We start from the raw sequence: 26,661 nt of genomic DNA on the forward strand, positions 1-26,661 counted from the left end.
GCGGGCTGTGTACTTCGGGGCGTTAAATCCCGGGGAGAAGTGTCACCACTTTAAATGTTGAAGTGTTACCGATGTCCTGAGGCAGAACTGTTACCGATGTCCTGAGAGAAAACATTCTAAAATACGTGAATCGGTCACTGATGCACTTACCCTAGAAACACCGCACCCCGTGCCGGAGCAAACCGGCACGGGGTGTGGAGAAGTCCAACGGCGCTAATCGCCGGTATCGTCGACTTCCGGGGCCTTCGGTTCAGGAAGCGGCACGTAGGGCATCGAGATGGACATCGTTGCGCCTCCGCCGGGGGTATCGGCCAACGCCACCGAACCACCGTGCTGCTGGACGATGGCCGCGACGATTGCCAAGCCCAGTCCGGAACCGCCGGTCTCGCGATGGCGCGAGCTGTCGGAGCGGTAGAAGCGTTCGAAGATCCGCTTGGAGTCTTCGGCAGGGATGCCCGGGCCGTGGTCGCGGACCTCGACGACGGCGTCCATCGTTCCGGCCACCAGTGAACGCACGCCCACGGCAATTTCCAGCGGGGAGCCTTCCGGGGTGTAGCGCAGGGCATTGGTGAGCAGGTTGGCAATGATCTGCCGGATCCTGGCATCATCGCCGACGGTGCTGGCCGGGCTTGGCCGGTCGGAGGTCAGCCCGACGAGCTTGACGGTACGGCCAGGTGCGCGGACCTTGGTGTCTTCCACCGCGTCCTGGCCCAGGACCAGCAGGTCCACCGGCTGCCGTTCCATGGGGCGTTGCTCGTCCAGGCGGGCGAGCATCAGCAGGTCCTCAACGAGGCGCGCCATGCGCTTGGATTCGCCTTCGATGCGGCTCATCGCCGAATCCATGGCTTCCGGATCCGCCAGCCCGCCGTAGCGGTAGAACTCAGAGTAGCCCTGGATGGTCACCAACGGGGTGCGCAGCTCATGCGAGGCGTCCTGGATGAAGCGGCGCATCTTCTGCTCGGAAGCTTCGCGGTCGTTGAACGCCTTTTCGATCTGGGCCAGCATCGCGTTCAGCGAGCGGGAAAGCCTGCCCACTTCGGTCTCTGCCGGGTAGTCCTTCACGCGTTGGGACAGGTCGCCGTCGGCAATCATCGACGCGGTGCGCTCCACATTGATCAGCGGCTTGAGCGAACGCCCGGTGAGCCCATAGGCGATCATCGACATCAGCAGCGCGGCGAGGGTGCCGGTGGAGAGCACCAGCACCGCGGTCTGGTTCACGGTGCGGTTCACATTGTCCAGCGGCAGGGACAGGAACAGGTTCAGTTCGCTGCTCTTCAGCGGGATCATGACCGTGCGCCAGCCCGCGGAGGTGGGGAAAGCACCGGGAACCGTGGCAGGGGAATTCGGGTGGGCCGCCAGCTGCTGGATCTGCTCCATGTTCAGCAACGGCAAATCCGTGCCGTTGGAGGGGCCCACCCGCGAACGCGGCATCACGTAGACGATCTCGCCATCCTGGTCGCGGATGTCGGCGTAGGCGCTGCTCAGGCCCAGCAGCGTGGCATCGACGTCCAGCGCGTCATGGCTGCCGTTGTCCTCATTCAGGGAGTAGAGGTAGGCCTTGTTGAGCCCGTAAGCCATCGTCGACTTGGACACGTTCAGCTGCTTGTCGATCTGGCTGGTCATCGCGATCCTCAGCGTGTGCGCTGAGCCGATGGCGGTAGCGAAGATCGCGACGATCATCAGTCCAAGCATGACCGCGACCAGCTTGGTCCGCAGCGAGGTGCGGCGCCACTGGGCTCGAAATGACTTCATATGCTGACTTTACAAGGCCTTCAACTATTGGCGCGGACCGTTACGCGTGCCGCTAGCGGCGGTCGGGAGTGCGCATCAGGTAGCCGACACCGCGCTTGGTCTGGATCAGTGCTGGCCATTCCGGGCGGTCCACCTTGCGGCGCAGGTAGGAGATGTAGGACTCGACGATCGAGGCATCGCCGTTGAAGTCGTATTCCCACACGTGGTCCAGGATCTGCGACTTGGACAGCACGCGGTTCGGATTCATCATCAGGTAGCGCAGCAGCTTGAATTCGGTGGGGGAGAGATCGATGATCTCGCCGGCGCGGCGGACCTCATGCGCGTCATCATCAAGTTCAAGGTCGGCAACGACAATCGTCGCGTTCTCGTCCTCGCCGCTGGCGGTGCGGCGCAGCACGGCACGGATGCGGGCCACGACCTCATCCAGGCTGAATGGCTTGGTGACGTAGTCGTCGCCGCCGACGGTCAGGCCGGTGACCTTGTCATTGGTGTCGTCGCGGGCGGTCAGGAACAGCACCGGGAAGTGGCGGCCGGCGGCGCGCAGCTTGCGGGTGATGGTGAATCCGTCCATGTCCGGAAGCATGACATCCAGGACAGCCAGGTCTGGTTCCTCGGCCTCGACGGCCGCGAGGGCTTCGCGCCCGTTGGCGGCAGCGACAACTTCGAAGCCTGCAAAGCGCAGGGAAGTGGAGAGCAGTTCGCGGATATTCGGCTCGTCGTCAACAACGAGAAGTTTTGCCTCAGCAGTTTTTGGACTCATGAATCCCAGTGTGCCGAATTAGTCTGGGAGTCTCCTGAGTGGATCCTGGGGTTGATGCCTAGCTTTTCCGGCGCTTGGCGATGTTTCCGAAGACGACGATCGCGGCCAGGATGAATGCAACGGGCAAGCCTACGCGCGCAAAGAGCATGAGCACGGGCGGGATGGCGATCTCCTGGAAATAGAAGACGAGAGTTCCAATCAGCGCCAGGGTGGAAAGGATGGCGATGACGATCGCCAAGCGGGAAAGTGCAGTCATGGTTTTGGATGAATCGCTCACGCTACCAAGTTTAGCCGTGGAGCTTGGGCTGGCGGTGCCGAATGCCGAGAATGGCGGGCAAAGATGAATTCCCCGTGCCAGTGATGACATAATCTTAGATAAAGGACTTGAATCGATCCAGCAGATTGAGCACCCGGCAAAGAAGCACAGAAGGATTCCGGCAGTGGCTCCGTTGGATCGCACATATGAATATGCATGGCGCTGAGCAGGCCTCGGCCATGCAGCTTAGTTAAAGAACGAACGAGGTAAGTGATCATGCCTAGCGGCAAGGTTAAGTGGTACGAGAAGGCCAAGGGCTTCGGTTTCATCACCGCAGAAGATGGCAAGGAAATCTACGTGAATGCCGCGGCATTGCCCGAAGGCGTGCATGACCTGCGCCCCGGAACCCGACTGGAATTCGGCGTTGCCGAAGGCCGTCGCGGTCCGCAGGCACTGAGCCTGCGATTGCTGGAAGCGGCCCCATCGGTGGCTCGTGCCAAGCGCAAGAAGCCTGAAGACGAAGCCGTGCTGATCGAGGATCTAATTAAGCTGCTCGACAACGTTTCCAATAGCTTGCGCAATGGGCGTTATCCTGAACAGGCATATGGCAAGAAGGTTGCTACCGTGCTTCGCGCGGTAGCCGACGATCTGGACGCATAAATAATGGCCCGTAAACCCAAGTTGGACACCATCCTCGCCGAAGCAGTGGATACTGCTCGCGGCGCGCTCGCAGAAATTGCCGGTGCGTCGGAAGTCGGCGAACACCTATGCGTCACGGCGGAAGGTGAGCGACTTGTCACCCATCGTTTTGTCTCCCAGAAAGCGGGATATCAAGGATGGACCTGGTTTGCCACGCTTGCGCGGGTGCCACGGGCTAAATCCAAGGATCTGACGGTGTGCGAAGTGGGCATCATCGCGGGGGAGCAGTCATTGCTTGCCCCGGCATGGGTGCCATGGGCAGACCGCTTGGCCAAGGAAGAGATTGAAGCGGCCAAGGCCGCGGAAGCCGCAGAAGCCGCAGGAGACGGGTCTGGATCCGGCAACGAAGCTGAAGCAGCCGAATCCGCGAAGCCGGCGGAGAATCCGGAAGCATCGGAGCCAGCAGCTGAAGCGAAGGACCAGGACGCCGAAACCGAAGCGGTGAATGCCGAAAACGATGATGAGGCTTCGCAGCCGCACAAGTCGCCAGCTCGTCGCCAGGTGCGTCGCCGCCGCACCGCGCAGCGCACGGCAGCCCGCCGCAGGGCAGCGCAGCGCAACCGCACGCGCAAGGAAAGCTAAGCAGCAGCGAAAAAGACCTTCGCGCAACGATGATGAATCGTTGCGCGAAGGTCTTTGGCCTTAATCGGCTGCTTAGAGCTGTTCGATCACGTAGTCGATGCACTTGAGCAGTGCCTCGACATCGCTTGGCTCAATTGCAACGAACGTGGCGATACGCAGCTGGTTGCGACCGAGCTTGCGGTATGGCTCCACGTCGACAACGCCATTGGCGCGTAGCGCCTTGGCAATTGCCGAGGCATCGACCGAGTCGTCGAAGTCGATGGTGGAGATGACATTCGAGCGGTGCGCCGGGTTGGCAACATAGGGCGAAGCGACGTCGGAAGCCTCGGCCCAATCACGGATCTTGCCCGCCGATTCCGCGGTGCGCTGCGCTGCCCACTTCAGGCCGCCGTTGGCATTGATCCACTTGATCTGTGCATCCAGTCCAACCAGGGTGGTCAGCGAGGGGGTGTTGTAGGTCTGGTTCTTCAAGGAGTTATCCAGCGCGGTCGCCAGGTTCAAGAAGTCCGGGATCCAGCGGTCGGTTGCCGCGATTTCCTCGATGCGGGCAATGGCAGCAGGGGAGACGAAGGCGAGCCACAGGCCGCCGTCCGAGGCGAAGTTCTTCTGCGGAGCGAAGTAGTACACGTCGGTTTCGGCCAGATCGACATCCAGGCCGCCTGCGGCGCTGGTTGCGTCAATGACTACCAGCGCATCATCATTGGCGCCAGGAACGCGCTTGATTGGGGCTGCGGCGCCGGTGGAGGTCTCGTTGTGCGGCCATGCGTAGAGGTCTACGTCGGCTTCGGCGACTGGCTCGGGAACGGTGCCCGGCTCGCCGACAATGATCGAGGAAGGCTCCAGGAATGGCGCCTTGTCGGTGGCCTTGGCGAACTTCGAGCCGAATTCGCCAAAGGACAGGTGCTGCGCCTTGGAGCGGACCAGGCTGAATGCTGCGGCGTCCCAGAATGCGGTGGAGCCACCTACGCCGAGGAGAACTTCGTACCCTTCGGGAGCGTTGAACATTTCCTTCAAGCCATCCTGAACCGAAGCGACGAGGTTCTTAACCGGAGCTTGGCGGTGGGACGTGCCGAGCAATTCGGGGCCGGCATCGACGATGGCCTGGATCTGTTCTGCGCGAACCTTGGACGGTCCTGCGCCGAATCGACCATCGGCGGGCAGAAGATTTTCTGGAATGTTGATGTCCGTGCTCATCGCGCTCCTCTTGTAGCGATAGATTGAAGTGCCATGTTGGCCACTATTACCCGTGGTTCGGAATATTGATAGATAGCCTTGGCGTTTCAATAGATATCTTCGCAAATAGCGGGGGGTCGTGAGAAAAGCGCGTCGGTCGGTTACGCCGAAGGCTTGGCGGGTTACAGAGCTTTCTGTCGCTCCAACCAAGTAGAGTGGGGTATTGACGCCACGTATTTTTCGAGCGAACTTATTTGTTGTGACTTCCAGGAGCGGCTGCTGTGTCTGATCTTATCGATACAACCGAGATGTATCTGCGTACCATTCTTGAGCTTCAAGAAGAGGAGATCGTGGCACTGCGTGCCCGAATCGCAGAGCGTCTTGGCCACTCGGGCCCGACTGTGTCGCAGACGGTTGCGCGCATGGAGCGCGACGGCCTGGTTATCGTATCGACCGATCGCCACCTTGCGTTGACCGAGAAAGGTCACGAATTGGCCACGGGCGTGATGCGCAAGCATCGCTTGGCGGAGCGCCTGCTCTCGGACATCATCGGCTTGGACTGGGAATACGTGCACGATGAAGCGTGCCGCTGGGAGCACGTCATGAGTGAGCGTGTTGAGCGCCGGCTCTTCGACCTACTCGGCAAGCCAACCGTGTCGCCATATGGCAACCCGATTCCGGGTCTGGAAGTCCTCGGTGGCCCTAATGTGGGCGAAATCTCACATGAGGTCGAGAATTTGGACGACGCGCTGTTGTCCGGAAACGTCGGCCCGGTGGCGATTGAGCGTCTGGCCGAACCGATCCAAACCGACCCAATCCTGCTCGGACAACTGAACGAAGGTGGAATCCGCCCGGGTGCGATTGTCACCTTGGAGCGCGCCGACGACTACGTTGTAGTGCGTGTGAATGGCATCGAAGGCGCGCTGGAGCTGCCGGTTGAGGTCAGTGCCCACGTATTTGTAAAGTCCCTGAAAAGATAACGAAATTGTAACTTTCGGCTTTGACAGGTAGCGTTAATCATCGGAGCTAGCGAACTAGCTAGCTCTATCCATTCTGGTGCGACCGCCTAGTGTTGCCCTGCGCCAGAAACGGTCGCCAAATCTTGAGGGCAACAACGGGGGACCCACTTTCCGGCGTGCAAGCGTCTTGGGGTGAAGTTCTGCGTGAAGCAGGCCGGCTGATTCTCTGTAGCCGAACCCGACAGCTAACTTCGTAGGCGCAACAGTGAGAGGACTGTTTTGGTAGAAACCAAGACTGCGGGACGTCGCCGCGCTGCCGACGTTGAAGTAGATGTGATTGCAGAAGTCACCGCTTCGACGATCGAGCGCACCGGCGGGCGCCGGGCAGCACGAGCAGCTGCCACCGTCCCGATGATTGCACCGGTCAAGCCGGTCCATGCAGATTTTGTTGGTCGACGCTTCGACTCCATGCAGCGCTACGGCGTTGCGCCTAACCAGGCCCTGCTTGCAGGCAAGGGCACCGCGAGCAATGTCGTTGCCTTGCCAGGAGCTGTTCAAGCGACTGCGAGCACCTCTGCAGCGGTTGAGGCTGCAGGTAATGTTGCATTCATTTCGAACCTGAAGTCGAAGGCACAGAAGTCCAACCACCGCGGCTTCGCCCACAAGGTGGCGGCTGTCGCCGCAGTTTCGGGCTTGGCGCTGGCTGCCGTAACCCCGCAGCTTTCGGGTGGTGCCGGCGAGAACACGGCTGGCGAGACTGCCGCTCAGCGCACCGCCACTTCCGCAGTTGTGGATGTCAAGGCGCCAACTGCAAATGCGGAACTGTCCGTCGAGCGCGCAGCCTTGACCTCGGACCTGAACCCCGAGGTTGCCAAGGAAGAGAAATTCGCCGAGGTCATGACCGCCTCGGGCGGTAGCATCACGGCTATCAAGGACACTTCGGGTCTGCTTGCTGCGCCAGTTACTACGCAGCGCATCACCTCTTCGTTCGGGCACCGCAAGAACCCAACCGGTCCTGGATTCATGATCCACAGCGGTACCGATTACGGTGTGCCGAGCGGTACCAAGGTTTACGCGGCAGCTGACGGCGTCGTGACCGTATCCGGCTGGGCCGGGCACTCCGGCAACCGGATCACGCTTGACCACGGCAACGGCCTGGAGACCGGTTACAGCCACAACAGCAAGCTGGTTGTGAAGGTCGGTCAGAAGGTTAAGCGCGGTGACGTCGTTGCATTGGCTGGCAGCACCGGCAACTCGACCGGACCTCACGTGCACTTTGAAGTGATCGTTAACGGCCAGTTCAAAGACCCAGCAGGTTGGTTATAACGACGTTCGTCACCATTCCGTGATCAAAACGTGACATTTCAAAAAACTTCCTATAGTCTTGTATGCGTGCCATGGGGATCCCTGGGCATCATTGCGTGAGAACCGAGCACTGCCAACACGCAATGAGTAGTTATACACAACTCGTACGGCAGTGGCGGGGGAACCAATATCGGGTGGTTAGTTTTGGCTGACAACCCTAGGGGTGAAGTGGATAGAGAAGGCAACTTCGAATCCACCGAGGTAACTCCACTTCGAACCCGACAGCTTACCTCGTAGGTATCAAGGAGAGGCAATACTTTGACCAAGAGTCATGCACGCGGACGTCGCCGCGCCGACGTACCACGCACTAATTCGCTACAGGCGATTTCACAGGCCGTAGCATCCAACGCTGGCTCGGTGGGACGCCAGGCAGCCGTTGTCGCAGCAGCATCCGGCTTGATCGTTACTCTCGGTGTGCCAGGTCAGGCAACCGCACCACGTGACGTTTCCGCAGCGCCTGTCGACACCATCAACCCAGAGCGTGTCGCAGTCAAGGCAGTGAAGGTTGCTGCCGACAAGAAGGCCGACGTCGAGATCGAGCGCGCTAGCTTCACTGCTGAAGAGAAGCCAGAGCCAGTTGTCATCGCAGTTTCGAATGACATCACCCCGACTACCCGCAACAGCAACTCGGGCAGCTCGGATTCGATGGCACCAATGACTCGTCAGAGCCGTTCGGGTGGACAGGAATCGGCTCCGCAGCAGCAGGCTCAGCCAAAGGCTGAAACCAAGGTTCAGACTTCCAACCTTTCGGGCATCGCAGCAACCGCTGCCAAGTACGTTGGAGTTCCATACGTATGGGGCGGCAACGGCCCAAGCGGCTGGGATTGCTCCGGCTTCGTCAAGTACGTCTACGCACAGCACGGCATCAACATTGCTCGCGGCACCTCGGCCATCCTCGGATCCGGCCAGTTCGTTCGCACCAGCAACCCTAAGCCAGGCGACCTGGTATTCCAGAACGGTGGCGGCCACGTTGGCATCTACCTCGGTGGCGGCCAGATGATCGGTGCGCAGAACCCAACCGTGGACACCATGATCCACTCGGTTTCGCGCAACCCGCTGTACGGCTACTACACCTTGGCTGGCTAAGCACGAAAACTTTTCATAGGCCATCGGATGCGAAAGACATCCGATGGCCTATGTTCGTTTAATCAGATGAACTATGGGCGTCAAGGTGATGAAAAGAAGACAATTTCTTGGCGAGATACCCACCAATAACCGAAAGCATCGCATAGGCTAGCGCTTAGAGACACTCCGAGCAGAACGCGAGCTCCATCAATGCCAGATGGTAGCCATCGGTTCATGAAGGTAGTACGAGCAATGCGAACATTGGTATTAAACGCAGGATACGAGCCACTGGCAGTAGTGACGTTCCGTCGAGCGCTAGTGCTGGTCATGACCGAGAAAGCGAGCATCGTCCTCCAAGACGATCTCGCACCCGTTCGCAGTTCTCAAGGAGATTTACCGCGGCCAACTGTCATCGTGCTGAAACGCTATGTACGACGCCCCTACCGGGACATGCAACATGTCACCCGTAGGGGCGTTTTGCGTAGGGACTCCTTCACCTGCGCCTATTGCGGCAAAGCAGCCAATACGATTGACCACGTGATCCCGCGCAGCAGGGGAGGGCAAAACACTTGGGAGAACCTCGTGGCCGCCTGCCTGCATTGCAACAGCCGCAAAGCGGACAAGATGCTCTCGCAGTTGGGATGGCAATTGCGCATTACGCCGCATCGTCCACGGGTTGCCGGGCACCTGGTTTCGGGGCTGCAGCATGTTGACGCGGCGTGGGACGAATACCTGCACGCTAGCTAGCTGCTAGCCGCTGGCCCAGCGGCCTTCAGCTAGGCCGTGTGGGACCTACTTCTTGCTTCGCTCAATTGCTAGCGGCAGGACGTGGTCGCGCAGCAGGGGAGCTATATCCTCGCGTTCCAACGCGGCCTGCGGGTCGATCCAGAGCAGCTCTTCCAGTTCTGCCAGCGGGGCGAGCTCGCCATGGAAAGCCGCACTGTACAAAGAGGCATGGATTAAGGTGTCTTCTTCGTTGGCTGCTGGCCCGAGCCATTCGCCGTCGAAGCGCAGTTCGTCACCGGTGAAGCTCAGCCCCAATTCTTCGCGAATTTCTCGAATGATAGTTTGTAACGCGGATTCCCCAGGCTCCGGCTTGCCGCCAGGTTGCATGAACGTGGTTGTCCCACGCTTGCGGACGAGCAGGATTTCTCCATAGTTGTTGATTAAACAGGCCGCTGAGATCGTCAAATTTTTCTTCACCAAAACACAATATCGCGTGTTTATATGAGTTAGAGATGGTAACGTGCTTAATTGGATCTCCAACGGTTTTAGTTCTAGTTGATCAAGGTTAATTTACTCGCAGTATCTAACCGCGGTATTGATGACTACCGAAAACATTGGAAATGAAAGATCGATCCATCAACTTTACAGATCTATGGAGCAATAAATGCGACGGGGTACAAATCTAGGGCGCTTGGGAGACTTCAACCAAGCCGTAATTCTCGAGTCGATTCGACGGGCACCGGAAGGAATCAGCCGCGTTGAACTGGCCGGTTCGACTGGCCTGTCGCCGCAGACCATTTCCAACGTTGTCCGCCGCTTGCTGGATGACGGAATCGTTCGAGAAGACCGCACTATCGTTTCCGGCCCAGGCAAGCCTCGCACCGTACTGGAGCTCGAAGGCAACCGTCTCGTTTCCATTGGCATCCACCTAGATCCTAGCGTGTTGACCTTTGTTGCGATGAACCTGCGCGGCGAAGTCCTGCGCGAACGCAGCATCGAAGTTCCCAACCTCGAAGTTGCTACCGAAACTGTCCAGCTCATGGCAACCACGGTCAAGGAGCTCATTGCTGAGATCCGCGTGCCAAAGAAACACATTGTCGGCGTCGGCATTGCAGTTCCGGGTCCAGTAAACGTCGAAGAAGGTGTGGTGCTGAACCCGCCGCTGCTCGATGGCTGGGCAGATGTTGAACTGGTGAACCCGCTGCGCAAGCTGTTGCGCCTGCAGGTCATCATCGAAAAGGACACCATTGCCTCGGCAGTTGGCGAACTGTGGCAGTCCAAGGAAGAGAAGAACAACGACTTCGTCTTCATCTACTGCGGACACGGCTTCGGCGCTGGTCTCGTGTTCAACGGCGACGTCCACCATGGTGCGAGCAACAACGCAGGCGAAATCGGCCACTACTCGACCGGTCACAAATCTGTGGCCTGCGAGGAATGCGGTGCAGATGATTGCCTCGCCGCAGGCACCTCCTACGAATTCATCGCCGCCCAGGCCAAGGAGCGCGGTCTGGAACTGCCGAGCTTCGAAATCGTTGGTCCGGAACAGCGCGCTGCCGGCATGAACCGCCTCTACGAGCTGGCCCATGAAGGAAACAAGGTCGCCAAGGAACTGGTCACCGAGATCATGATCAAGGTTGGCGAAGTTGCCGGCCAGCTGGCCAACTCGCTGGACGTGCGCGAAGTTGTCTTCGGCGGACCGCAGTGGGAAAAGGTGCGCGAACTGGTCGATGATCAAGTCCAGGATGCCATTGGCCGCCGCTTCGCCTTGCGCGGAGTGCATGAAATCGAGACCCGCACGTCCGAGCTCGGCTCCAACGTCGGTGCCATCGGTGGCGCTTGCGTAGTCATGGATGCCTCGCTGTCGCCGAAGGCGACCGCACTGCTGCTGCGCTAAGCAACAGCCAACTTCAAGCACTGAGGGTACGTTCCGCATGGAACGTACCCTCAGTGCTTGCTGCCGTAGCAACAGCAGAAGCCTTGTTCCCAATCGCAAGACTGGAAACAAGGCTTCAGTGGTGCCCCTGGCCGGAATCGAACCGACGGCCTACCCTTTAGGAGAGGGTCGCTCTATCCTACTGAGCTACAGAGGCATGGGCGTGAAAACACCAACAACACTATCTTACTAGGGCGTGCTGGGCGTAATTCTCACGCCACGGCTCAGGCCGTGCCTTCGCGAATCGCAAGCATTTTTGCCTTGAGCGCACGATTGGCACGAAGAGCACCCAGACCTATGACAAGACCGGCGGTGATGACCAGCAGTGCCCAGCGGATCGTCGTGAGGATCGATGCCAATACGACGGCTCCACTGCTCAAGTCTCCAGTGAACAGGGCATCAATGGCGAAGTTCTCCCAGATATCAATGGCCGCGAAGCCCAAGGGGGCAATCCAGGCCAGCCAACGCATCTGGCGGTTGGGAATCCAGCGGATGAACAGCAGCATGGAGAACACTGCGGTAAACATCGGGAAGAGGAAACCCGCGGTCTTATGCAGGTAATTGAGCTGGCCGACAGCGTCATCATCCATGGCGCCGCGCAATGCTTCTATATCGCTGGTCGTGTAGCCGAAAATCCGCTGATCGGGCATCGACAGCGAATCACTGAGGTCCTTCATCTGCACCATCGTGAGCAGATGGTAGTACGCGAACAAGGCAACGCATACGATCAAGCCCACCGAGATGAGCAGCATCGGGTTTGACTTGTTCTCGTGGGAGGTGCTCTGCACCTTGCCTGGCCCCATGCTAGGACCCTGCGACTGGTTCGGGTGCTCACTGAACTGCGCAGGCTTGCGATACTCTTTGCTTTTCCTGACCTTTTTTGCCATATCTTCTATTATGCCCGGCCAGCGATGCGGGCTTTCCCGCGCTCACTGAAAAGTGTCCGGCGCTCCACGTAGACTGGCTACATCATGGATTTCCTTTTTGATGATTTCGCCCCGGATTCCGCACAGCAGGCCATGCCCACTGCCGAGGAGCTATTGGTCGGCATGAACCCGCAGCAGGAAGAAGCAGTTCGCTATGCCGGCGGACCATTGCTGATCGTGGCTGGCGCTGGTTCCGGAAAGACCCGTGTGCTGACGCACCGCATTGCCTATCTCTTGGCGACCGGACGCGCTCGGCCGCACGAAATCCTGGCGATCACCTTCACCAACAAGGCCGCTGCCGAGATGCGCGAACGAGCCGCTGAGCTGATCGGCGACGAGCAGGCGAAGAAGATGTGGATCTCGACGTTCCACTCTTCATGCGTGCGTATTCTGCGTCGCGAAGCGGCCACCATTGGGCTGAAATCCAACTTCTCGATCTACGACTCCACTGATTCGCTGCGCCTGATCACCTTGGTCGCCAAGTCCTTGGAGATCGACCCGAAGCGCTTCACTCCAAAGGCAATTGCGCACAAGATTTCCTCGCTGAAGAACGAGTTGATTGACGAGGAGGACTACGCGGCAACGATCAATACCAATGATCCGTTCTCGCGTGCCGTGTCCGAGGTCTACCGCGGATACACCCGCCGCCTGCGCGCCGCCAACGCCATGGACTTCGACGACCTGATTGGACAGGTCGTCTACATGTTCCGTGCGTTCCCGAGAGTGGCCGACAGCTACCGCCGCCGGTTCCGCCATGTGCTCATTGACGAATACCAGGACACTAACCACGCACAGTATTCGCTGGTGCGTGAGCTCACCGGCGCCGAAGGCGACACCGTGCCTGGCGAACTGACCGTGGTCGGCGACTCGGACCAGTCGATTTATGCCTTCCGCGGTGCCGACATCCGCAACATCGTCGACTTCGAAAAGGACTATCCAAACGCGGCAACCATCAAGCTGGAACAGAACTACCGTTCCACCCAGACCATTCTGTCGGCCGCCAACGAGGTCATCAAGCGAAACCCCGACCGCAACGACAAGAAGCTGTGGACTGCCAGCGGCGACGGCGAGAAGATCACCGGATATGTCGGCGAATCCGAATCCGACGAAGCACGCTGGATTGCTGAAGAAATTCTGCGTCTGAATGATGACGAGGATGTCCGCCCGGGCGATGTGGCAATCTTCTACCGCACGAACGCCCAGTCGCGTGCCTTGGAAGAGCAGCTGATGCGCGTGGATCTGAAGTACCGCGTCGTTGGCGGCACCCGATTCTACGACCGCAAGGAAATCAAGGACGCGCTGGCCTACCTGCGCGCCCTGGTGAACCCGGACGATGACATCAACGTCCGCCGCATTCTCAATGAGCCCAAGCGCGGCATCGGCGACCGTGCTGAAGGCGCCGTGGCGGCGCTGGCTGAACGGGACCGGATTTCCTTCATGGAAGCCTTACGCCGTTCCGACGAGGCGCCGGGGCTGGGAACCCGCGGAATCAAGATGACCGCAGCCTTTGTCTCCATGATGGATGACCTGAAGACCGTGGCGGAGGGCTCGGGCCCGGCAGAAGCCCTTGAAGCGGTGCTTGAGCAGACCGGATACCTGGAAACTCTCCGGCTCTCCTCGGATCCGCAGGATGAGTCGCGTGTGGAGAACCTCGCCGAACTGGTTGCCGTGGTCCGCGACTACGTGAACGAAGAACCTGAAGGCGGCCTCGAAGGCTTCCTGGAGCGCGTGGCTCTCGTCGCAGATGCCGACCAGATCCCGGAGGCGCCCAGCGATGACGAGGGAGCGGCCATGGCCGCGCAGGAAGGCATGGTCACCTTGATGACCCTGCACACCGCCAAGGGCCTGGAATTCCCGGTGGTCTTCCTGACCGGCATGGAGCACGGCGTCTTCCCGCACCAGCGTTCCATGACCGACGAAAAGGAACTCGCCGAAGAGCGCCGCTTGGCCTATGTCGGGCTGACCCGTGCCCGCGAACGCCTGTACCTGACGCGCGCCGAGCAGCGCAGCCTCTGGGGACAGGCCCAATACAACCCGGCGAGCCAGTTCCTGGAAGAGGTGCCCAACGAGCTCATCGACTGGAAACGCGAGGGCTCTGGCGGTGGAATGGGCTTCGGTTACGGTAACGCAGCGGTGAATTTCGCCACCAGCAGATATGACCGCGGCAGCCATTGGGGTGCAGGTTCGGCGTCGCCGCAACCGGTGCGCGGGCACAACGCCGCTCCGGTGTCCAAGAAACGCGTCGTGCAGAACAAGGACATCACCATCCCTGAAGTCGGGCAAAGCGTCAAGCATTCTTCGTTTGGCTTGGGAACTGTTATTGCTTTGGAAGGTGCAGGAGACAAGACCGTGGCCAAGGTGCAGTTCCCGGACTCTGAGAAGCGGCTTTTGCTGCGCTATGCACCGCTGGAAATCGTGGACTAGCCTGCAGGCGTTGACTGTTTTGCACGTCACATCTTGATGCTTCCCGACTGGGTTTTCAGGTTTCTCTACGTGCTGTAAAAGTGGGAAGTTTGCGAAAGTCGGGATAGTCTGAGAGGTGCGCACGGGCTACGGCGCCTTACGACGTCCCGGTAGTTGCGGTGCGCTCTCTATGGCATGGCATGGATTTCGGTCTGTGGCCGTGCCGCGAGTCAGCATGAACTTCGAACGAAGGACACAAACCCGTGGACCTGTATGAGTACCAGGCGCGCGATCTATTCGAGGCACACGGCGTTCCCGTGCTTGCCGGTATCGTCGCTTACACCCCGGAAGAAGCCAAAGCCGCAGCTGAGAAGATCGGCGGCGTTGTAGTAGTTAAGGCACAGGTCAAGGTTGGCGGCCGTGGCAAGGCTGGCGGCGTCAAGGTCGCTAAGACCGCCGACGAAGCTTTCGAGCACGCTTCCAACATCCTCGGTATGGACATCAAGGGCCACACCGTAAACAAGGTCATGATCGCTCAGGGCGCCGACATTGCCGAGGAATTCTACTTCTCGGTACTGCTGGACCGTGCAAACCGCAACTACCTGGCAATGTGCTCGGTAGAGGGCGGCATGGAGATCGAGCAGCTGGCTGAGGAGCGCCCAGAAGCTCTGGCCCGCGTTGCTGTTGATCCGCTAGTTGGCATCGACGCCGACAAGGCAGCAGAGATCGTCGCCGAGGCAGGCTTCCCAGAAGAACTGCGCGGCAAGGTTGCAGAAACCCTGCAGACCCTGTGGACCGTCTTCAAGGAAGAGGATGCCACCCTCGTTGAGGTCAACCCACTGGTGAAGACCGGTGCCGGCGACATCGTTGCGCTGGACGGCAAGGTCTCCCTGGATGACAACGCATCCGAGGTTCGCCACCCAGCTCACGAAGAGCTCGAGGACAAGGGCGCAGCCGATCCTCTGGAATCCAAGGCAAAGGCCCTGGGCCTGAACTACGTCAAGCTGGACGGCGAAATCGGCATCATCGGCAACGGTGCAGGCCTGGTCATGTCCACCCTGGACGTTGTCGCCTACGCAGGCGAGAACCACGGCGACGTGAAGCCAGCGAACTTCCTGGACATTGGCGGTGGCGCATCGGCCGAGGTCATGGCCAACGGCCTTGACGTCATCCTGAACGACCCACAGGTCAAGTCGGTCTTCGTCAACGTCTTCGGCGGCATCACCGCATGCGACGCTGTCGCAAACGGCATCGTCGGCGCGCTGAACACCCTGGGTGACGCAGCGAACAAGCCACTGGTTGTCCGCCTGGACGGCAACAACGTTGAAGAGGGTCGCGCCATCTTGGCCGAGGCCAACCACCCGTTGGTCACCCTGGCAGCAACCATGGATGAGGGCGCCGACAAGGCTGCCGAGCTCGCCAACTCAGCGAAGTAAGAGGGATAAGCGAACAATGAGCATTTACCTGAACAAGGACTCCAAGGTCATCGTCCAGGGCATCACCGGCGGCGAAGGCACCAAGCACACCGCCCTGATGCTCAAGGCTGGCACCAACATTGTTGGCGGCGTGAACGCCCGCAAGGCCGGCACCACCGTGACCCACGGTGACCAGGACATCAAGGTTTACGGCACCGTGGCGGAAGCCAAGGCCGAGACCGGCGCAGACGTATCGATCGTCTTCGTGCCACCTAAGTTCACCAAGGACGCAGTCGTTGAGGCTATCGAGGCCGAGGTCGGCCTCGTCGTAGTCATCACCGAAGGTGTTCCAGTGCAGGACTCCGCTGAGTTCTGGGCTCTGGCACAGTCGAAGGTTGACGCCGACGGCAACCAGATCACCCGCATCATCGGCCCTAACTGCCCAGGCATCATCACCCCAGGCGAGGCGCTGGTTGGCATCACCCCGAACAACATCACCGGCAAGGGTCCAATCGGTTTGGTTTCCAAGTCCGGTACCCTGACCTACCAGATGATGTACGAACTGCGCGATCTGGGCTTCTCGACCGCAATCGGCATCGGCGGCGACCCAGTCATCGGCACCACCCACATCGACGCCCTGGCTGCTTTCGAAGCTGATCCAGAGACCAAGGCCATCGTCATGATCGGTGAAATCGGTGGCGACGCCGAAGAGCGCGCTGCCGAATTCATCAAGGCCAACGTCACCAAGCCAGTTGTTGGCTACGTGGCTGGCTTCACCGCTCCTGAGGGCAAGACCATGGGCCACGCAGGCGCCATCGTTTCCGGTTCGGCTGGCACCGCCCAGGCGAAGAAGGAAGCCCTGGAAGCTGCAGGCGTCAAGGTTGGCAAGACTCCTTCGGAGACCGCCCGCCTGCTGCGCGAAGTATACGCAGCTCTCTAAGCTGTCGCTGAACTGAAGCTGATACCCGGAAATATTTTCCGGGAATGAACGGCCGCCGTTTCTCCTGAAGCATCAGGAGAAACGGCGGCCGTTTCGCATTTAATAGGAATCTACTAGTCAAACCGCTGCTGGACCAATATGCTGATTGGAATAATTGAGTTCGTTGTCTTCAAGAGAAGGATTGCCGACGATGTGCGGAAGTTACTGGGCGGCGTTTGCGTGCCTATCTCTGGCATTGACTTCTTGTACGAGTCCAGAATCCAGTAAAAGTGAAGGGCCGTTGCCTTTGAACCCAGATTCAGCAAGTTCTTGCGATCGACCGTACATTGCCAGCGAGGGCGAACTGCGTGGTGCACCGCAACTGCTCCGAGTAGACCAGTTCTATGACCAGGACATGCGCCATACTTTGATGGACGCATCTGTTGGCTCCTCTGTCACCTTCAGTCCTCGTCCTGACTGGAACAATGTCAATGAAGTGCTCACGGCGGCCGGCGCCGTCTCCGAAACCACTGTCGTAGAACGGCCCTATGATGCAAGCAAAGGGCTGGAATCGTTGATCAGAAGCTCCCAGCAGTCTGCGGGGCTCGTGGGATACGCGGCAGCGCGCCCGGTGACCTACACATATAGCGTTCAATGCCTCAACGATCAGCAAAACGACTATAGGCTCGTTTTCGATACCTGGTCCGAGGCTGAATTCGGAATCCTTGACTGCGAGCTGAGGCTAGATGCGAACGCGCAATGGGCTGCGCAAGCAACCTACGATTCCTACTGCCAAGCCTCATAGCCCTTTAGCCGGGTGAAACGATAGTGGGGCCAGTTCCACTTGGAACCGGCCCCACTATCGCTCACAACCCCATTGAGAGGCTATCTAGCCTAGGACTGAGCAGCCTTGGCGTCTGCAATCTCCTGCTGATAGTTCTCTTCGAGCGCAGGAACCTGCTCGAAGATGTCTTCCACGTCCAGGTCAGGGTTTTCTTCCTGGGTTGCAACCAGCTCTACTGCTTCTTCCTCGGTGGCCACCGAAGGCAGCGAACCCGGAAGCGGCCTGCGTGCGGATTCCTTCAAGAAGCACACGGCGATGATGCCGGCAACCGACGTTCCCATGACCCAGAAGGCAGGTGCCAGGGAAGAATTGGTCATGGTGACCAGAGCCTGCATGATGAACGGTGCGAAGCCGCCAAAGATGGCTACCGCGAAGTTGTACGAGATGCCCATGCCACCGTAACGCGAGGCGGTGGGGAACAGGGCTGGCAACGACGAAGCCAGGTTGGAAACGTAGAAGACCACGGGGATGGCCAACAGGGCAAGGCCCGTCAGCGTGGACCAGATCTGTCCATGCATCATGAACAAGAAGGCTGGAATAGCCAGGACAACTGCCGAGCCGGAGCCAATGAACAGGACCTTGCGGCGGCCTATGCTGTCGGAGAGCATGCCGGCCAGCGGGATGCACAGGGACATGCCAACCAGAATCGGCAGGGTCAGCAGGTTGCCGTGCACCGGATCGTATTTCAGGGTCTCGGTCAGGTAGGTAGGCATGTAGCTGGTCAGTGCATAACCTGCAGTGTTGGCGGCCGAGACCAGCACGAAACCGGTCAGCAATTCGCGCCAGTAGGCCTTGACCAGGTCGATGACGCCCTTCGGAGCGTCGGCGGAGTTCCGAGCGTCGTCGCTGGCGCGGTTAGCGGCTTCCTGGGCTTCCTTGAAGGCAGGCGTGTCTTCAATCTTGGAACGGAACCACAGTGCGATGACGCCGAGTGGAAGAGCGACCAGGAATGGAATGCGCCAGGCGAAGCCTTCCATGACATCTTCGCTCAGGGTCAGCTGGAGAATGGAGACAAAGGCAGCGCCCATGGCAAAGCCCATGTAGGAGCCGAGGTCCAGCAGCGAGGCGAAGAAGCCGCGGCGCTTATCCGGAGCGTATTCGGTAATGAATGTAGTAGCACCGGCGTACTCGCCGCCGGTGGAGAAGCCTTGGATCAGCTTCAGCACGACGAGGAGAATTGGCGCTGCTACACCCCATACCGAGTAGTCCGGAAGGATACCGATGCCGAACGTGGCCAAAGCCATCATGAGCAGGGTGAAGACCAGGATCTTCTGGCGTCCTACGCGGTCGCCTAGCTGGCCCAGAATCACGCCGCCAAGCGGGCGGGCAACGAAGGTCACGGCGAATACGCCTAGGCTGAACAGGGTTTGGATGGCGGGGTCTACCGTGTCAGGCATGAAAAGCTTGCCGATGATCACTGCGAGGTAGCCGTAGACACCTACGTCGTACCATTCCATCAAGTTGCCAACGACGGTGCCACCGATGGCTTTCTTGAGCATCGAATCATCGACAACGTTGACGTCTTCGACCTTCAGCCGACGTTTTCTGCGGAACCGTGGCTTCCGTGAGTTTCGTGCTTCCATAGTTTCACTCCTCATATCTTTCTTGATCTTGTCCCGGTGCCGGCGACCATCCTCGTCCACAATGTTGAGAAGCGAATTTTCTGCTCCCTGAAGCTGGTTGCGACCGCCGTGTGACTCGTCGAAATCGATAGATTTCTACTCAAAAATCCGGTCAAAAACCGGCTTTGAGCGATGAAACGCTTAAGCGGACAATCGTCAAGTTTACCAAAAATTAGATTAATTCCCTGGTCGAGAGGCTCTCTTGAGCCAATGCGGGCCCGGGCAAATAGCCAGATCGCGGAAGTGCCGACCGCCAATTAGCCACGGAAGCATAGGGCAAACGGGCGATCGGCGAAGGCTCGAATCGAACTGCCCGAAAAACTCAAACTGTGGCGAAGAACTCGGTCCGCCACGGGGTGGAAAACGGAGAATCTGAGCGAAAACTGTGTTCCTGAAGCCGTGGATCCAGGGGGCAAACAGGGGCTTCAGACGGCAAGAATCCCGTGAGCTGCTCATCCGCGCCCGGCACCGTCTCTGCCGGACGCAAAAATGCCCCAAAGCCGCCGGTGGGCAGCTTGGGGCATGAAGTCGAAGCGGGCTAGCCGCGTAGGCCGGCTGCAGCTTCGGTGTCGATCCTGAGGAATGAAGAGCCGATGGCAGCGAAAGCCCCCGGGATCAGGAGCATCCGGTGCTTCGGATTGTAGAAAATCTCTTCGAGAGGGGAAGCCAGGACCCTGCGGATCTTTTCCAGGAGCCGGGCATTCTCCAAGGACAGGCGTTCCTGCTTGGTTTCAATCACCACACGATCTTTGTCGATACTCACCGATGCGCTCATCCAGTCGTCATCGGGGGTACTGAGAGTCTCCGATTTAATCAGGGACACGGATATTACCGCCTTAGTCGTTCGTATCACCCGGACGAGGAGCCGCCCGGGTCCTAGCCCGACGAGCGCACCGTGTGTGGCGCAGCGCACAACGTCGAACATTTTGAATATACAGGGTTTTGCTGACAGCCGCCTGCTAGGACGGCGGACTTAATCAACCTGTTACTCAAGCAGTCCTCGGATGTCTTGGGCGGTCAAGGCCTTGGAGAATCCATCGGCCTCATCCATCACCGTCGAAATCAGCTTGCGCTTGCTTTCCTGCAGCGCCACAACCTTCTCCTCGATGGTGCCCTGGGAAATCATCCGGTACACCATCACCTGCCGGGTCTGGCCAATGCGATGCGTGCGGTCGATCGCCTGGGCTTCAACGGCCGGGTTCCACCACGGATCCAGCAAGAAGCAATAGTCGGCTTCGGTGAGGTTCAGGCCGAAGCCGCCGGCCTTCAAGGAGATCAGGAACAGCGGTGCTTCGCCTTCCTTGAACTGCTCGATGACCTTGGAACGGTTGCGGGTATTGCCATCGAGGTACACGAACTTCACGCCTCGTTCGGCCAGCTTGTCGGCCAGCACCTTCAGGTATGAGGTGAACTGGCTGAAGATCAGCGCACGGTGGCCTTCGCCTACCACGTCATCGAGCTGGTCGAAGAGAGCTTCCAGCTTCGAGCCGGGGATGTCCGACAGTTCCGGATCTACCAGGGACGGCTCAAGGGCCAGCATGCGCAGGTGCGTCAGCGACTGGAAAATGGTGAAGCGGTTGCGATCCAGGTCCTCCACCAGGTGCAGGATCTTCTGGCGTTCGCGATTCAAATGCGTGTCGTAGACATGCTGGTGCTCCTCGGACAGGCGCACCAGAATCTGCTGCTCCTGCTTGGCCGGAAGATCCAGCACCACCGATTCCTTCGTGCGGCGCAGCATGAACGGCTTGATCCGGCGCTGTAGCAAAGCGAGGGTTTCCTTGTCGCCCAAGACCTCGATGGGCCGGGCGAACTGGCGATTGAAGCGCGTGGTGTTCAGGAACAACGCCGGAGCAACCAGCGACAGCAAGGCACCGAGCTCGGACAGGTTGTTTTCCATCGGGGTACCGGTGACTGCCAACTTGAAATTGGTCTGCAGGTTCACGGCGGTCCGGTGCGCCTTGGTGGATTTGTTCTTCACGAACTGCGCCTCGTCGAGGATCAGGCCGGCAAAGCGCTGGGCTTCGTAGATCTCGTCGTTCAGGCGCAGCAGGGTGTAGGTCGTGAGAATGACATCGTAGTCCTGAGCGAGTTCCTGAAGCTGCCGCGGCGACGGCAACGTGCCCTCGACGCTGACGACCCGCAGGGAAGGGGCGAACTTGTTGATTTCCATTTCCCAGTTGGACACCACCGAGCTCGGGGCAACCACCAGGAACGGCAGGCGGGTACGCTGGGCCGCCGGCAATTGGGCGCAGGCCTCGGGATCCGCCCAGAGCTTATGGGCATGGAGCATCAGCGCAATCGTCTGCAGGGTCTTGCCCAAGCCCATATCATCGGCGAGGATGCCGCCGAAGCCGCCCTCGTACAGGCGGGAGAGCCAGTGGAACCCCTCCACCTGGTAGGGGCGCAATTGGGCATCCAGCGTGTTCGGCACCTGGGCATGGTGGGCCTCGGCGACCTTGAGCAGCGAACGCATGCGTGCGATGAACAGGTCAGCTCCGTCGATGCCTTCAGCCATCTCGTCCAGTTCTTCGAACATCGAGATCTGGAAGACCGTCAGCTTCAGGTCTCCCTCCTTCGGCTTGTCGTTCATCGCCTGGGCTTCGTCAACCAGCGCCTTGAGCTTGGCGAACATCGGGTGGTTCAGCGAGAACCAGGTGTTGTCCGGCAGGCGGAGCTTCATCTGGCCATTGCTCATGGCCTCGACAATCTGCGAGAAGGGAACCTCATGGTCGCCTACGGTGATCAGCAAGCCGAGATCAAGCCAGTCGGTCCTTTCATGATTCACGGCATTGATCTTCAGCTGGGGGAGTTCACGCAGCTGGCGGAAGGTCGGCCGGGTGCCCTGCTCAACGAGCTGGACCTCCGGAAGGCGCTCCAGCGCGGGCAGGATCTCGGTGACGAAATCAATGGTGTCATCGCGTGCGTAGAACTTCGGCGACAGGTTGGGGTTGCCGGCTTCCTCATGCTCCAGGAACACCTCATGCACGGCGGCCTGGAGCAGTTTCTCGGCCTCCACGTCGTACACTTCCTGGTCGCTGGGGATCCCCGGGTAGCGGATCTGGAAGTCCAGCGCGGCGGTATCGTTCGGTTCCTTGTTCTCGTTGAATTCGCGCTTGTAGACCACGGTGGCCTGCACATAGGGAGGTTTCAGATCCGGCAGGACCAGCTCGTCGCTGACGCTGCGCAGCTCGAAACGGCGAGCCAAACGAGGGTAGGAGGATTCGAAGAAGTCGTTGACCTCCGGTGCGGGCACGGTGACCGGGCGGCGGTCGATATACCAGCGGCGGTGCGCGTCGGGGACAGGCTCGGTGCTTGGAGCCAGCCAGATTTCATCGGGCTGGGCCATCTGCGCATAGAAACCATGCTCGGCGATGACACCGCTGGGCGCCTCCGGATCAAGCACGAGATCCTGCCCGGCGATGTGCAGGACGCCGTCCAGCTGCAGCTGCTGCTCATCCAGGGAGGCCTGCATGCTGAAGCTGGCCGGATCAACGATCCGCACGCGCTGCTCGGAACGGGTGGTGATCAGCGCAATGCCCAGCTCGCCAGCCTGTTCGAGCAGCGGCCAGAGCAGCTCGGAAGCGTACTCGTCCAGGAACAGCCAGTCTTCGTCCACCTTGAACTGCAACTGGCTGTCGCTGCGGGCCATGGAGGCGAAGCGGGTGAACCAGTGGTGCTGTGCACGCAGCAGGTTCCAGCCGTAGGTCTTGAAGCCCAGGGTGGTCCAGCGCAGCTGGCCGCGCACCCAGCGGCCTTCGGCATTGCGGACCATGGGGCGCACGCCCAAGCGGAAGCGCTTGTTGCGGGTTGGGTGCGGGATGGTCCCGGTCGGCATCCACTGCTGCTGCTGGGTGGCGTCCTTCGAATCGAAGAGCAGGAACTGCAGCGCCATCGGCACCACCGGATCGTGCTGCGAACCGAGCAGCCCGTCGGCCGGGCCCGGCTCGGACTCCTCGAACCATGAATCGATTTGCTTTGACCACACGGTGTCCGGCTTCTCTTCATGGACCGGCAGCGGGCGAGGCTGGGAGGCGATCTTATTGGAGGTAATGGCCAAAGCCGCGATATGAGAGCAGATGCCTGGCGCGTCGCAGGTGCACTCGCAGGATTCGATCTTCCACTCGCCACCCTCCAAGTGGACCTGGATCATTGGAGAGAATTCTTCGCCGGAATCGGTGACTGTGCCCTCGATCTGCCCGGTGTTCTCATCGAATTCCACGTCAACCACGGAATTTGCTTCTGCGGCCAGGTTCTTTCCATAGAAGAAAGGAACGTTGCCCAGAAAAGCCAGTAAATGGCGGGCGTCAATGGTTGGTGGAACAGATTCAGTCATCCTCTCATCGTTTCACGTTCCGGGCCGTCGCGAAAGTTGAAGGGCCCTTCTGTGAATAATCACTATCCATGACGTAGCGTTGACGCATGTCCCACGTGTGGCCCTATCTTCCAGCCCGAGCAGTGAACATCACCTCGCTCGTCGAATTCGACCGTCTTGCCGCCGAGGCGCTGGTTTCCCACCATGCCCACGGAAAAGGCTGGCGCGTGCACCGCGTGGATCTGCGCGAGCGGGATACCGTGCTGAAATCGCTGGATCTTTCCGAAGCGCTGTTCATCGATTGCCAGTTTTCCGCCCAAGGCCAGCAGATCGTGCAGGCGACGGGCGGGCTGTGCATGAGCTCGGGGGCGCAGCTGCCGTTCGAGACCGGCGCCCGCGGCTTGTACACGGCAGAAGAGCTGTACTCGGGGATCTGGACGCAGACCTACCAGCAGGTGCCCGATGCCAAAATATACGCGTACTCCCAGCAGCATGCGGCGGCGAATGCCGACAGCGATCACAGTGCGCTGGCCAGGACCCTGCACGATCACCACATTGGCCAGGCGCTGGTCTCGGAGGTGTATGAGGGTACGTTCAAGGACACCCCGATCATCGGGGTGATGGGCGGGCATGCGATGAACCGGGGCACCACGCAGTACGCGCAGGCCTTGGAGCTCGGGCGCATGATTACCCGGGCCGGCTACGCGGTGGCCACCGGGGGAGGGCCAGGAGCCATGGAAGCGGCCAATGCCGGTGCATGGCTGGCCGACTACGGGGCAGACGACATAGCGGCGGCCATGCAGATGCTCGCCGAAGCGCCAGATGCGATCCACCAGCGCACCGGCTGGGCGAGAACCGCCCTGATGGTGAAGGAGCGTTTCCCCAGCCATCGGCAGTCGCTGGGCGTGCCGACCTGGTTTTACGGCCATGAGCCGCCGAACCTGTTTGCCACCCGGATCGCCAAGTTCTTCACCAATTCCATTCGCGAGGCGATCCTGCTGGAGCAGTCCAACGGCGGGCTGGTCGTGCTGCCCGGCGCTGCCGGCACGGTCCAGGAAATCTTCCAGGATGCCTGCGAGAACTACTACGCCACCGGTGCCCGCGTGGTGCCGATGGTGCTGGTCGGCCGCGACTACTGGAGCCGGGATCTGCCCGCGTGGCCGCTGCTCCAGGCACTGGCCAAGGAACGCGTGATGGAGCAGAAGATCGCCCTGGTGGACACCGCCGAGGAAGCGCTGGCGTTCATCCAGTCCATGGAAACCCTGCGCCGTCGGACCCGGCCGGCAAAGGACATCTAGTCCGGGGCATCGAAAATGCCGGGACAGCCGAAGCTGTCCCGGCATTTTCGATGCCAAGCGGAGTATTAGCTGACGCTGACGTCGAAGATCAGGCCCAGGCAGTAGGTGACGGCCGCCGCGCCCCAGCCGATGGCCAGCTGGCGCAAGCCGCGCTTGAATGGGGAGGCTCCGGAGAGCAGGCCCACGATGCCGCCGGTGATCATCAGGGCGATGCCCACCAGCACCACCGACACGATGATCGCGGCCAGCCCGGAGAGGCCGAAGATGTATGGCAGGATCGGCACCACCGCGCCGGAAGCGAAGAGCAGGAATGAGGTGGTGGCCGCCCCGGTGGCCGAGCCCAGCTCCTGGTGCTCCTTCTCGAGCTCCTCGCTGCGGCCTTCCGGGTTCAGCGAGAAATCAGGGTTGCAGTCGCAGGTGAACAGGCCCATGCGTTCGGCGGCCCGGTGCTCGGCGTCTTCGTCGCTCATGCCGCGGGCCTTGTAGATCAGCACCAGCTCGTTGGCGTCCAGATCCAGGTTCGGGGCTGCGGTCAGCGTGACCTGGGTGGGCCGCGAGGCGGTCAGCAGCTCGCGCTGGGAACGCACCGAAACGTATTCGCCGGCCGCCATGGACAGCGCTCCGGCCAGCAAGCCGGCAATGCCGGAGAACAGCACGAAGGCCGAAGAAACGCCGGTGGCGCCGATGCCCATGATCAATGCCAGGTTGGATACCAGCCCGTCGTTGGCGCCGAAGACCGCGGCGCGGAAGTTGCCCGACAGCCGTGCGCGTCCTGCCGTGGCCAGGGCCCGGACGACTTCCTCGTGGACCTGCTCGTCGGCAGCCATCTGAGCCGTGGCGTCCTTGTCATTGCGGTAGGGGGAGCTGCTCTCGGAGCGCTGGGCCATGGCCAGCACGAACACCGACCCGAAGTGCAGGGCGAGGAAGCGCAGCATGGTGCGGCGCAGCGAGGGGCGGACTTCCTTGGCATGCTCGCCGAGCAGCGTGCGCCAGTGGGATTCATGGCGTGCTTCGGCTTCGGCCAGGCCCAGCAGGATTTGCCGTTCCTGCCCGGTCTTCTTTTCCGCCAGGGCCCGGTAGATGGCGCCCTCGGCGACTTCATCGGCGAGATACTTGCGCCATCGCTGGATCTGCGCTTTGGTCGGTTCGGCGGTTGGGTGCTGTGGCATCTCGAAAAGGCTCTCCTGGAACGTGGAGTTTCCCATGGAAACCCGTGGATCGGCTCAGCTTTCCACTTTAGCCAGCGCCCCTGGACTTGGGAATTTGGCAAGGCTAAATGCATGGCGCCTGCCTGCCGGATTCCCTGCTTCCGGCACCACCAGCAGCAATTCGGAGGTGTCCGGGTCGAAGGCCGGACGGCGGGAGCAGCGGGCGATGAGGTGTTCGAGCCTGAGCGGGTCCGCAACGTAGCGGGTGCACCAGCGGCCCTCGGCGGTGAACTGCACGTGGCCGGTCTGGCGGTCGATGATGGGAAGAATCGGGATGGCCATGGATATCAACTCTCTGGCGAGCTCTTGCCCGTGCACCAATTGATGCGCGGACCGCTTCCTCATCCGAACCACCCATGAACTTGGGGTTGGTGCGCGGCCAGTCGGAGCTTGGCGCCGCGTCTCGTGAAGCAACAATTCTGAGCGTACCGCCGCATGCGGCGC

Annotated in this window: 23 protein-coding genes, 1 tRNA gene and 3 riboswitches; of the genes, 12 read left to right on the plus strand and 12 right to left on the minus strand. The window is 60.2% G+C overall.

The features are described 5' to 3' along the window. Positions 1-213: 213 nt before the first annotated feature. Genes EKH49_RS14475 through EKH49_RS14485 form a run of 3 tightly spaced genes read right to left on the minus strand, consistent with a single transcriptional unit; the run spans position 214 to position 2,789 of the window. A complete protein-coding gene (locus EKH49_RS14475; protein ID WP_128471400.1) occupies positions 214-1,752 on the minus strand; it encodes a sensor histidine kinase in 1,539 nt (512 codons plus the stop codon). A 52-nt stretch (positions 1,753-1,804) separates the two neighbouring features. Next, entirely contained in the window at positions 1,805-2,512 is a 708-nt protein-coding gene (locus EKH49_RS14480) for a response regulator transcription factor (RefSeq protein WP_038990042.1), read from the minus strand. Between the two features lie 58 nt (positions 2,513-2,570). Then, entirely contained in the window at positions 2,571-2,789 is a 219-nt protein-coding gene (locus EKH49_RS14485; RefSeq protein WP_128471401.1) for a hypothetical protein, read from the minus strand. A gap of 255 nt (positions 2,790-3,044) precedes the next feature. Between EKH49_RS14485 and EKH49_RS14490 the strand changes: the two genes are divergently transcribed. Further along, entirely contained in the window at positions 3,045-3,428 is a 384-nt protein-coding gene (locus EKH49_RS14490) for a cold-shock protein (RefSeq protein ID WP_038990235.1), read from the plus strand. A gap of 3 nt (positions 3,429-3,431) precedes the next feature. Continuing rightward, the gene (locus EKH49_RS14495; RefSeq protein ID WP_128471402.1) at positions 3,432-4,049 is read left to right on the plus strand and encodes a DUF3027 domain-containing protein; all 618 of its coding nucleotides are present in this window, start codon (positions 3,432-3,434) and stop codon (positions 4,047-4,049) included. A gap of 72 nt (positions 4,050-4,121) precedes the next feature. On the opposite strand, the gene serC is transcribed toward EKH49_RS14495, so the two are convergent. Further along, positions 4,122-5,243: a phosphoserine transaminase gene (gene serC / locus EKH49_RS14500; RefSeq protein WP_066140221.1), complete on the minus strand. Its 1,122-nt coding sequence runs from the start codon at positions 5,241-5,243 to the stop codon at positions 4,122-4,124. Positions 5,244-5,503: 260 nt separating this feature from the next. On the opposite strand from serC, the gene EKH49_RS14505 reads away from it, so the two are divergent. From EKH49_RS14505 to EKH49_RS14520, 4 genes are all read left to right on the plus strand, one after another. Next, the gene (locus tag EKH49_RS14505) at positions 5,504-6,202 is read left to right on the plus strand and encodes a metal-dependent transcriptional regulator (protein WP_128471403.1); all 699 of its coding nucleotides are present in this window, start codon (positions 5,504-5,506) and stop codon (positions 6,200-6,202) included. A gap of 103 nt (positions 6,203-6,305) precedes the next feature. Further along, positions 6,306-6,456: riboswitch (cyclic di-AMP (ydaO/yuaA leader) on the plus strand. Between the two features lie 4 nt (positions 6,457-6,460). Continuing rightward, entirely contained in the window at positions 6,461-7,507 is a 1,047-nt protein-coding gene (locus tag EKH49_RS16940; protein ID WP_236641182.1) for a M23 family metallopeptidase, read from the plus strand. Positions 7,508-7,630: 123 nt separating this feature from the next. Continuing rightward, a riboswitch (cyclic di-AMP (ydaO/yuaA leader) is annotated at positions 7,631-7,801 on the plus strand. Between the two features lie 3 nt (positions 7,802-7,804). Continuing rightward, positions 7,805-8,632 carry a C40 family peptidase gene (locus EKH49_RS14515; protein WP_038990037.1) on the plus strand — a complete coding sequence of 276 codons (828 nt, stop codon included), beginning with the start codon at positions 7,805-7,807 and terminating at the stop codon, positions 8,630-8,632. Between the two features lie 231 nt (positions 8,633-8,863). Then, the gene (locus EKH49_RS14520; protein ID WP_038990036.1) at positions 8,864-9,358 is read left to right on the plus strand and encodes an HNH endonuclease; all 495 of its coding nucleotides are present in this window, start codon (positions 8,864-8,866) and stop codon (positions 9,356-9,358) included. A 45-nt stretch (positions 9,359-9,403) separates the two neighbouring features. Here the strand turns inward: EKH49_RS14520 and EKH49_RS14525 are convergent, their stop codons facing one another. Further along, positions 9,404-9,814: an NUDIX hydrolase gene (locus tag EKH49_RS14525; protein WP_128471404.1), complete on the minus strand. Its 411-nt coding sequence runs from the start codon at positions 9,812-9,814 to the stop codon at positions 9,404-9,406. 187 nt (positions 9,815-10,001) lie between these two features. Here EKH49_RS14525 and EKH49_RS14530 point away from each other — a divergent pair, with 187 nt between their 5' ends. After that, on the plus strand, positions 10,002-11,231 hold the full coding sequence (locus tag EKH49_RS14530) for an ROK family transcriptional regulator (RefSeq protein ID WP_073706489.1): 1,230 nt from the start codon (positions 10,002-10,004) through the stop codon (positions 11,229-11,231). A 119-nt stretch (positions 11,232-11,350) separates the two neighbouring features. Here EKH49_RS14530 and EKH49_RS14535 read toward each other — a convergent pair. Both EKH49_RS14535 and EKH49_RS14540 read right to left on the minus strand, forming a co-directional pair. Next, a tRNA-Arg gene (locus tag EKH49_RS14535) sits at positions 11,351-11,427 on the minus strand. Positions 11,428-11,494: 67 nt separating this feature from the next. After that, complete coding sequence (locus tag EKH49_RS14540) at positions 11,495-12,073, minus strand: hypothetical protein (RefSeq protein WP_128471405.1); 579 nt, start codon at positions 12,071-12,073, stop codon at positions 11,495-11,497. A gap of 168 nt (positions 12,074-12,241) precedes the next feature. Here EKH49_RS14540 and pcrA point away from each other — a divergent pair, with 168 nt between their 5' ends. The 4 genes from pcrA (at position 12,242) to EKH49_RS14560 (ending at position 17,738) form a co-directional block, all read left to right on the plus strand. After that, positions 12,242-14,620 carry a DNA helicase PcrA gene (gene pcrA, locus EKH49_RS14545; RefSeq protein ID WP_038990034.1) on the plus strand — a complete coding sequence of 793 codons (2,379 nt, stop codon included), beginning with the start codon at positions 12,242-12,244 and terminating at the stop codon, positions 14,618-14,620. Between the two features lie 242 nt (positions 14,621-14,862). After that, on the plus strand, positions 14,863-16,035 hold the full coding sequence (sucC, locus tag EKH49_RS14550; RefSeq protein ID WP_038990033.1) for an ADP-forming succinate--CoA ligase subunit beta: 1,173 nt from the start codon (positions 14,863-14,865) through the stop codon (positions 16,033-16,035). A gap of 16 nt (positions 16,036-16,051) precedes the next feature. Further along, positions 16,052-16,954, plus strand: a complete 903-nt coding sequence (sucD, locus tag EKH49_RS14555) for a succinate--CoA ligase subunit alpha (protein ID WP_128471406.1) — start codon at positions 16,052-16,054, stop codon at positions 16,952-16,954. Positions 16,955-17,348: 394 nt separating this feature from the next. After that, on the plus strand, positions 17,349-17,738 hold the full coding sequence (locus EKH49_RS14560) for a hypothetical protein (protein WP_128471407.1): 390 nt from the start codon (positions 17,349-17,351) through the stop codon (positions 17,736-17,738). 89 nt (positions 17,739-17,827) lie between these two features. On the opposite strand, the gene EKH49_RS14565 is transcribed toward EKH49_RS14560, so the two are convergent. The 3 genes from EKH49_RS14565 to EKH49_RS14575 form a co-directional block, all read right to left on the minus strand. Continuing rightward, positions 17,828-19,360, minus strand: coding sequence for an MFS transporter (locus tag EKH49_RS14565; protein ID WP_128471408.1), 1,533 nt, complete (start codon positions 19,358-19,360; stop codon positions 17,828-17,830). A 577-nt stretch (positions 19,361-19,937) separates the two neighbouring features. After that, positions 19,938-20,222 (minus strand): hypothetical protein, encoded by a 285-nt coding sequence (locus tag EKH49_RS14570; protein ID WP_128471409.1) that lies wholly within the window; start codon positions 20,220-20,222, stop codon positions 19,938-19,940. Positions 20,223-20,384: 162 nt separating this feature from the next. After that, positions 20,385-23,732 (minus strand): DEAD/DEAH box helicase, encoded by a 3,348-nt coding sequence (locus EKH49_RS14575; protein WP_128471410.1) that lies wholly within the window; start codon positions 23,730-23,732, stop codon positions 20,385-20,387. 86 nt (positions 23,733-23,818) lie between these two features. On the opposite strand from EKH49_RS14575, the gene EKH49_RS14580 reads away from it, so the two are divergent. After that, positions 23,819-25,009, plus strand: a complete 1,191-nt coding sequence (locus EKH49_RS14580; RefSeq protein WP_128471411.1) for an LOG family protein — start codon at positions 23,819-23,821, stop codon at positions 25,007-25,009. 65 nt (positions 25,010-25,074) lie between these two features. Here EKH49_RS14580 and EKH49_RS14585 read toward each other — a convergent pair whose 3' ends face one another. Further along, a complete protein-coding gene (locus tag EKH49_RS14585; protein WP_128471412.1) occupies positions 25,075-26,178 on the minus strand; it encodes a VIT1/CCC1 transporter family protein in 1,104 nt (367 codons plus the stop codon). 54 nt (positions 26,179-26,232) lie between these two features. Further along, the gene (locus tag EKH49_RS14590) at positions 26,233-26,499 is read right to left on the minus strand and encodes a hypothetical protein (RefSeq protein WP_128471413.1); all 267 of its coding nucleotides are present in this window, start codon (positions 26,497-26,499) and stop codon (positions 26,233-26,235) included. Positions 26,500-26,514: 15 nt separating this feature from the next. Further along, positions 26,515-26,628, minus strand: a riboswitch (SAM riboswitch). Positions 26,629-26,661 lie beyond the last annotated feature (33 nt).

It is taken from the genome of Glutamicibacter sp. HZAU (assembly GCF_004100365.1).
Taxonomy (GTDB): Bacteria; Actinomycetota; Actinomycetes; order Actinomycetales; family Micrococcaceae; genus Glutamicibacter; species Glutamicibacter nicotianae.

What these genes read in the sequence shown, in the direction of transcription:
- EKH49_RS14475 (WP_128471400.1), bottom strand. Translation starts at nt 1,752, where the DNA reads ATGAAGTCATTTCGAGCCCAGTGGCGCCGCACCTCGCTGCGGACCAAG.
- EKH49_RS14480 (WP_038990042.1), bottom strand. Translation starts at nt 2,512, where the DNA reads ATGAGTCCAAAAACTGCTGAGGCAAAACTTCTCGTTGTTGACGACGAG.
- EKH49_RS14490 (WP_038990235.1), top strand. Translation starts at nt 3,045, where the DNA reads ATGCCTAGCGGCAAGGTTAAGTGGTACGAGAAGGCCAAGGGCTTCGGT.
- EKH49_RS14495 (WP_128471402.1), top strand. Translation starts at nt 3,432, where the DNA reads ATGGCCCGTAAACCCAAGTTGGACACCATCCTCGCCGAAGCAGTGGAT.
- serC (WP_066140221.1), bottom strand. Translation starts at nt 5,243, where the DNA reads ATGAGCACGGACATCAACATTCCAGAAAATCTTCTGCCCGCCGATGGT.
- EKH49_RS14520 (WP_038990036.1), top strand. Translation starts at nt 8,864, where the DNA reads ATGCGAACATTGGTATTAAACGCAGGATACGAGCCACTGGCAGTAGTG.
- EKH49_RS14530 (WP_073706489.1), top strand. Translation starts at nt 10,002, where the DNA reads ATGCGACGGGGTACAAATCTAGGGCGCTTGGGAGACTTCAACCAAGCC.
- EKH49_RS14540 (WP_128471405.1), bottom strand. Translation starts at nt 12,073, where the DNA reads ATGGGGCCAGGCAAGGTGCAGAGCACCTCCCACGAGAACAAGTCAAAC.
- pcrA (WP_038990034.1), top strand. Translation starts at nt 12,242, where the DNA reads ATGGATTTCCTTTTTGATGATTTCGCCCCGGATTCCGCACAGCAGGCC.
- sucD (WP_128471406.1), top strand. Translation starts at nt 16,052, where the DNA reads ATGAGCATTTACCTGAACAAGGACTCCAAGGTCATCGTCCAGGGCATC.
- EKH49_RS14560 (WP_128471407.1), top strand. Translation starts at nt 17,349, where the DNA reads ATGCGCCATACTTTGATGGACGCATCTGTTGGCTCCTCTGTCACCTTC.
- EKH49_RS14565 (WP_128471408.1), bottom strand. Translation starts at nt 19,360, where the DNA reads ATGGAAGCACGAAACTCACGGAAGCCACGGTTCCGCAGAAAACGTCGG.
- EKH49_RS14575 (WP_128471410.1), bottom strand. Translation starts at nt 23,732, where the DNA reads ATGACTGAATCTGTTCCACCAACCATTGACGCCCGCCATTTACTGGCT.
- EKH49_RS14580 (WP_128471411.1), top strand. Translation starts at nt 23,819, where the DNA reads ATGTCCCACGTGTGGCCCTATCTTCCAGCCCGAGCAGTGAACATCACC.
- EKH49_RS14585 (WP_128471412.1), bottom strand. Translation starts at nt 26,178, where the DNA reads ATGCCACAGCACCCAACCGCCGAACCGACCAAAGCGCAGATCCAGCGA.
- EKH49_RS14590 (WP_128471413.1), bottom strand. Translation starts at nt 26,499, where the DNA reads ATGGCCATCCCGATTCTTCCCATCATCGACCGCCAGACCGGCCACGTG.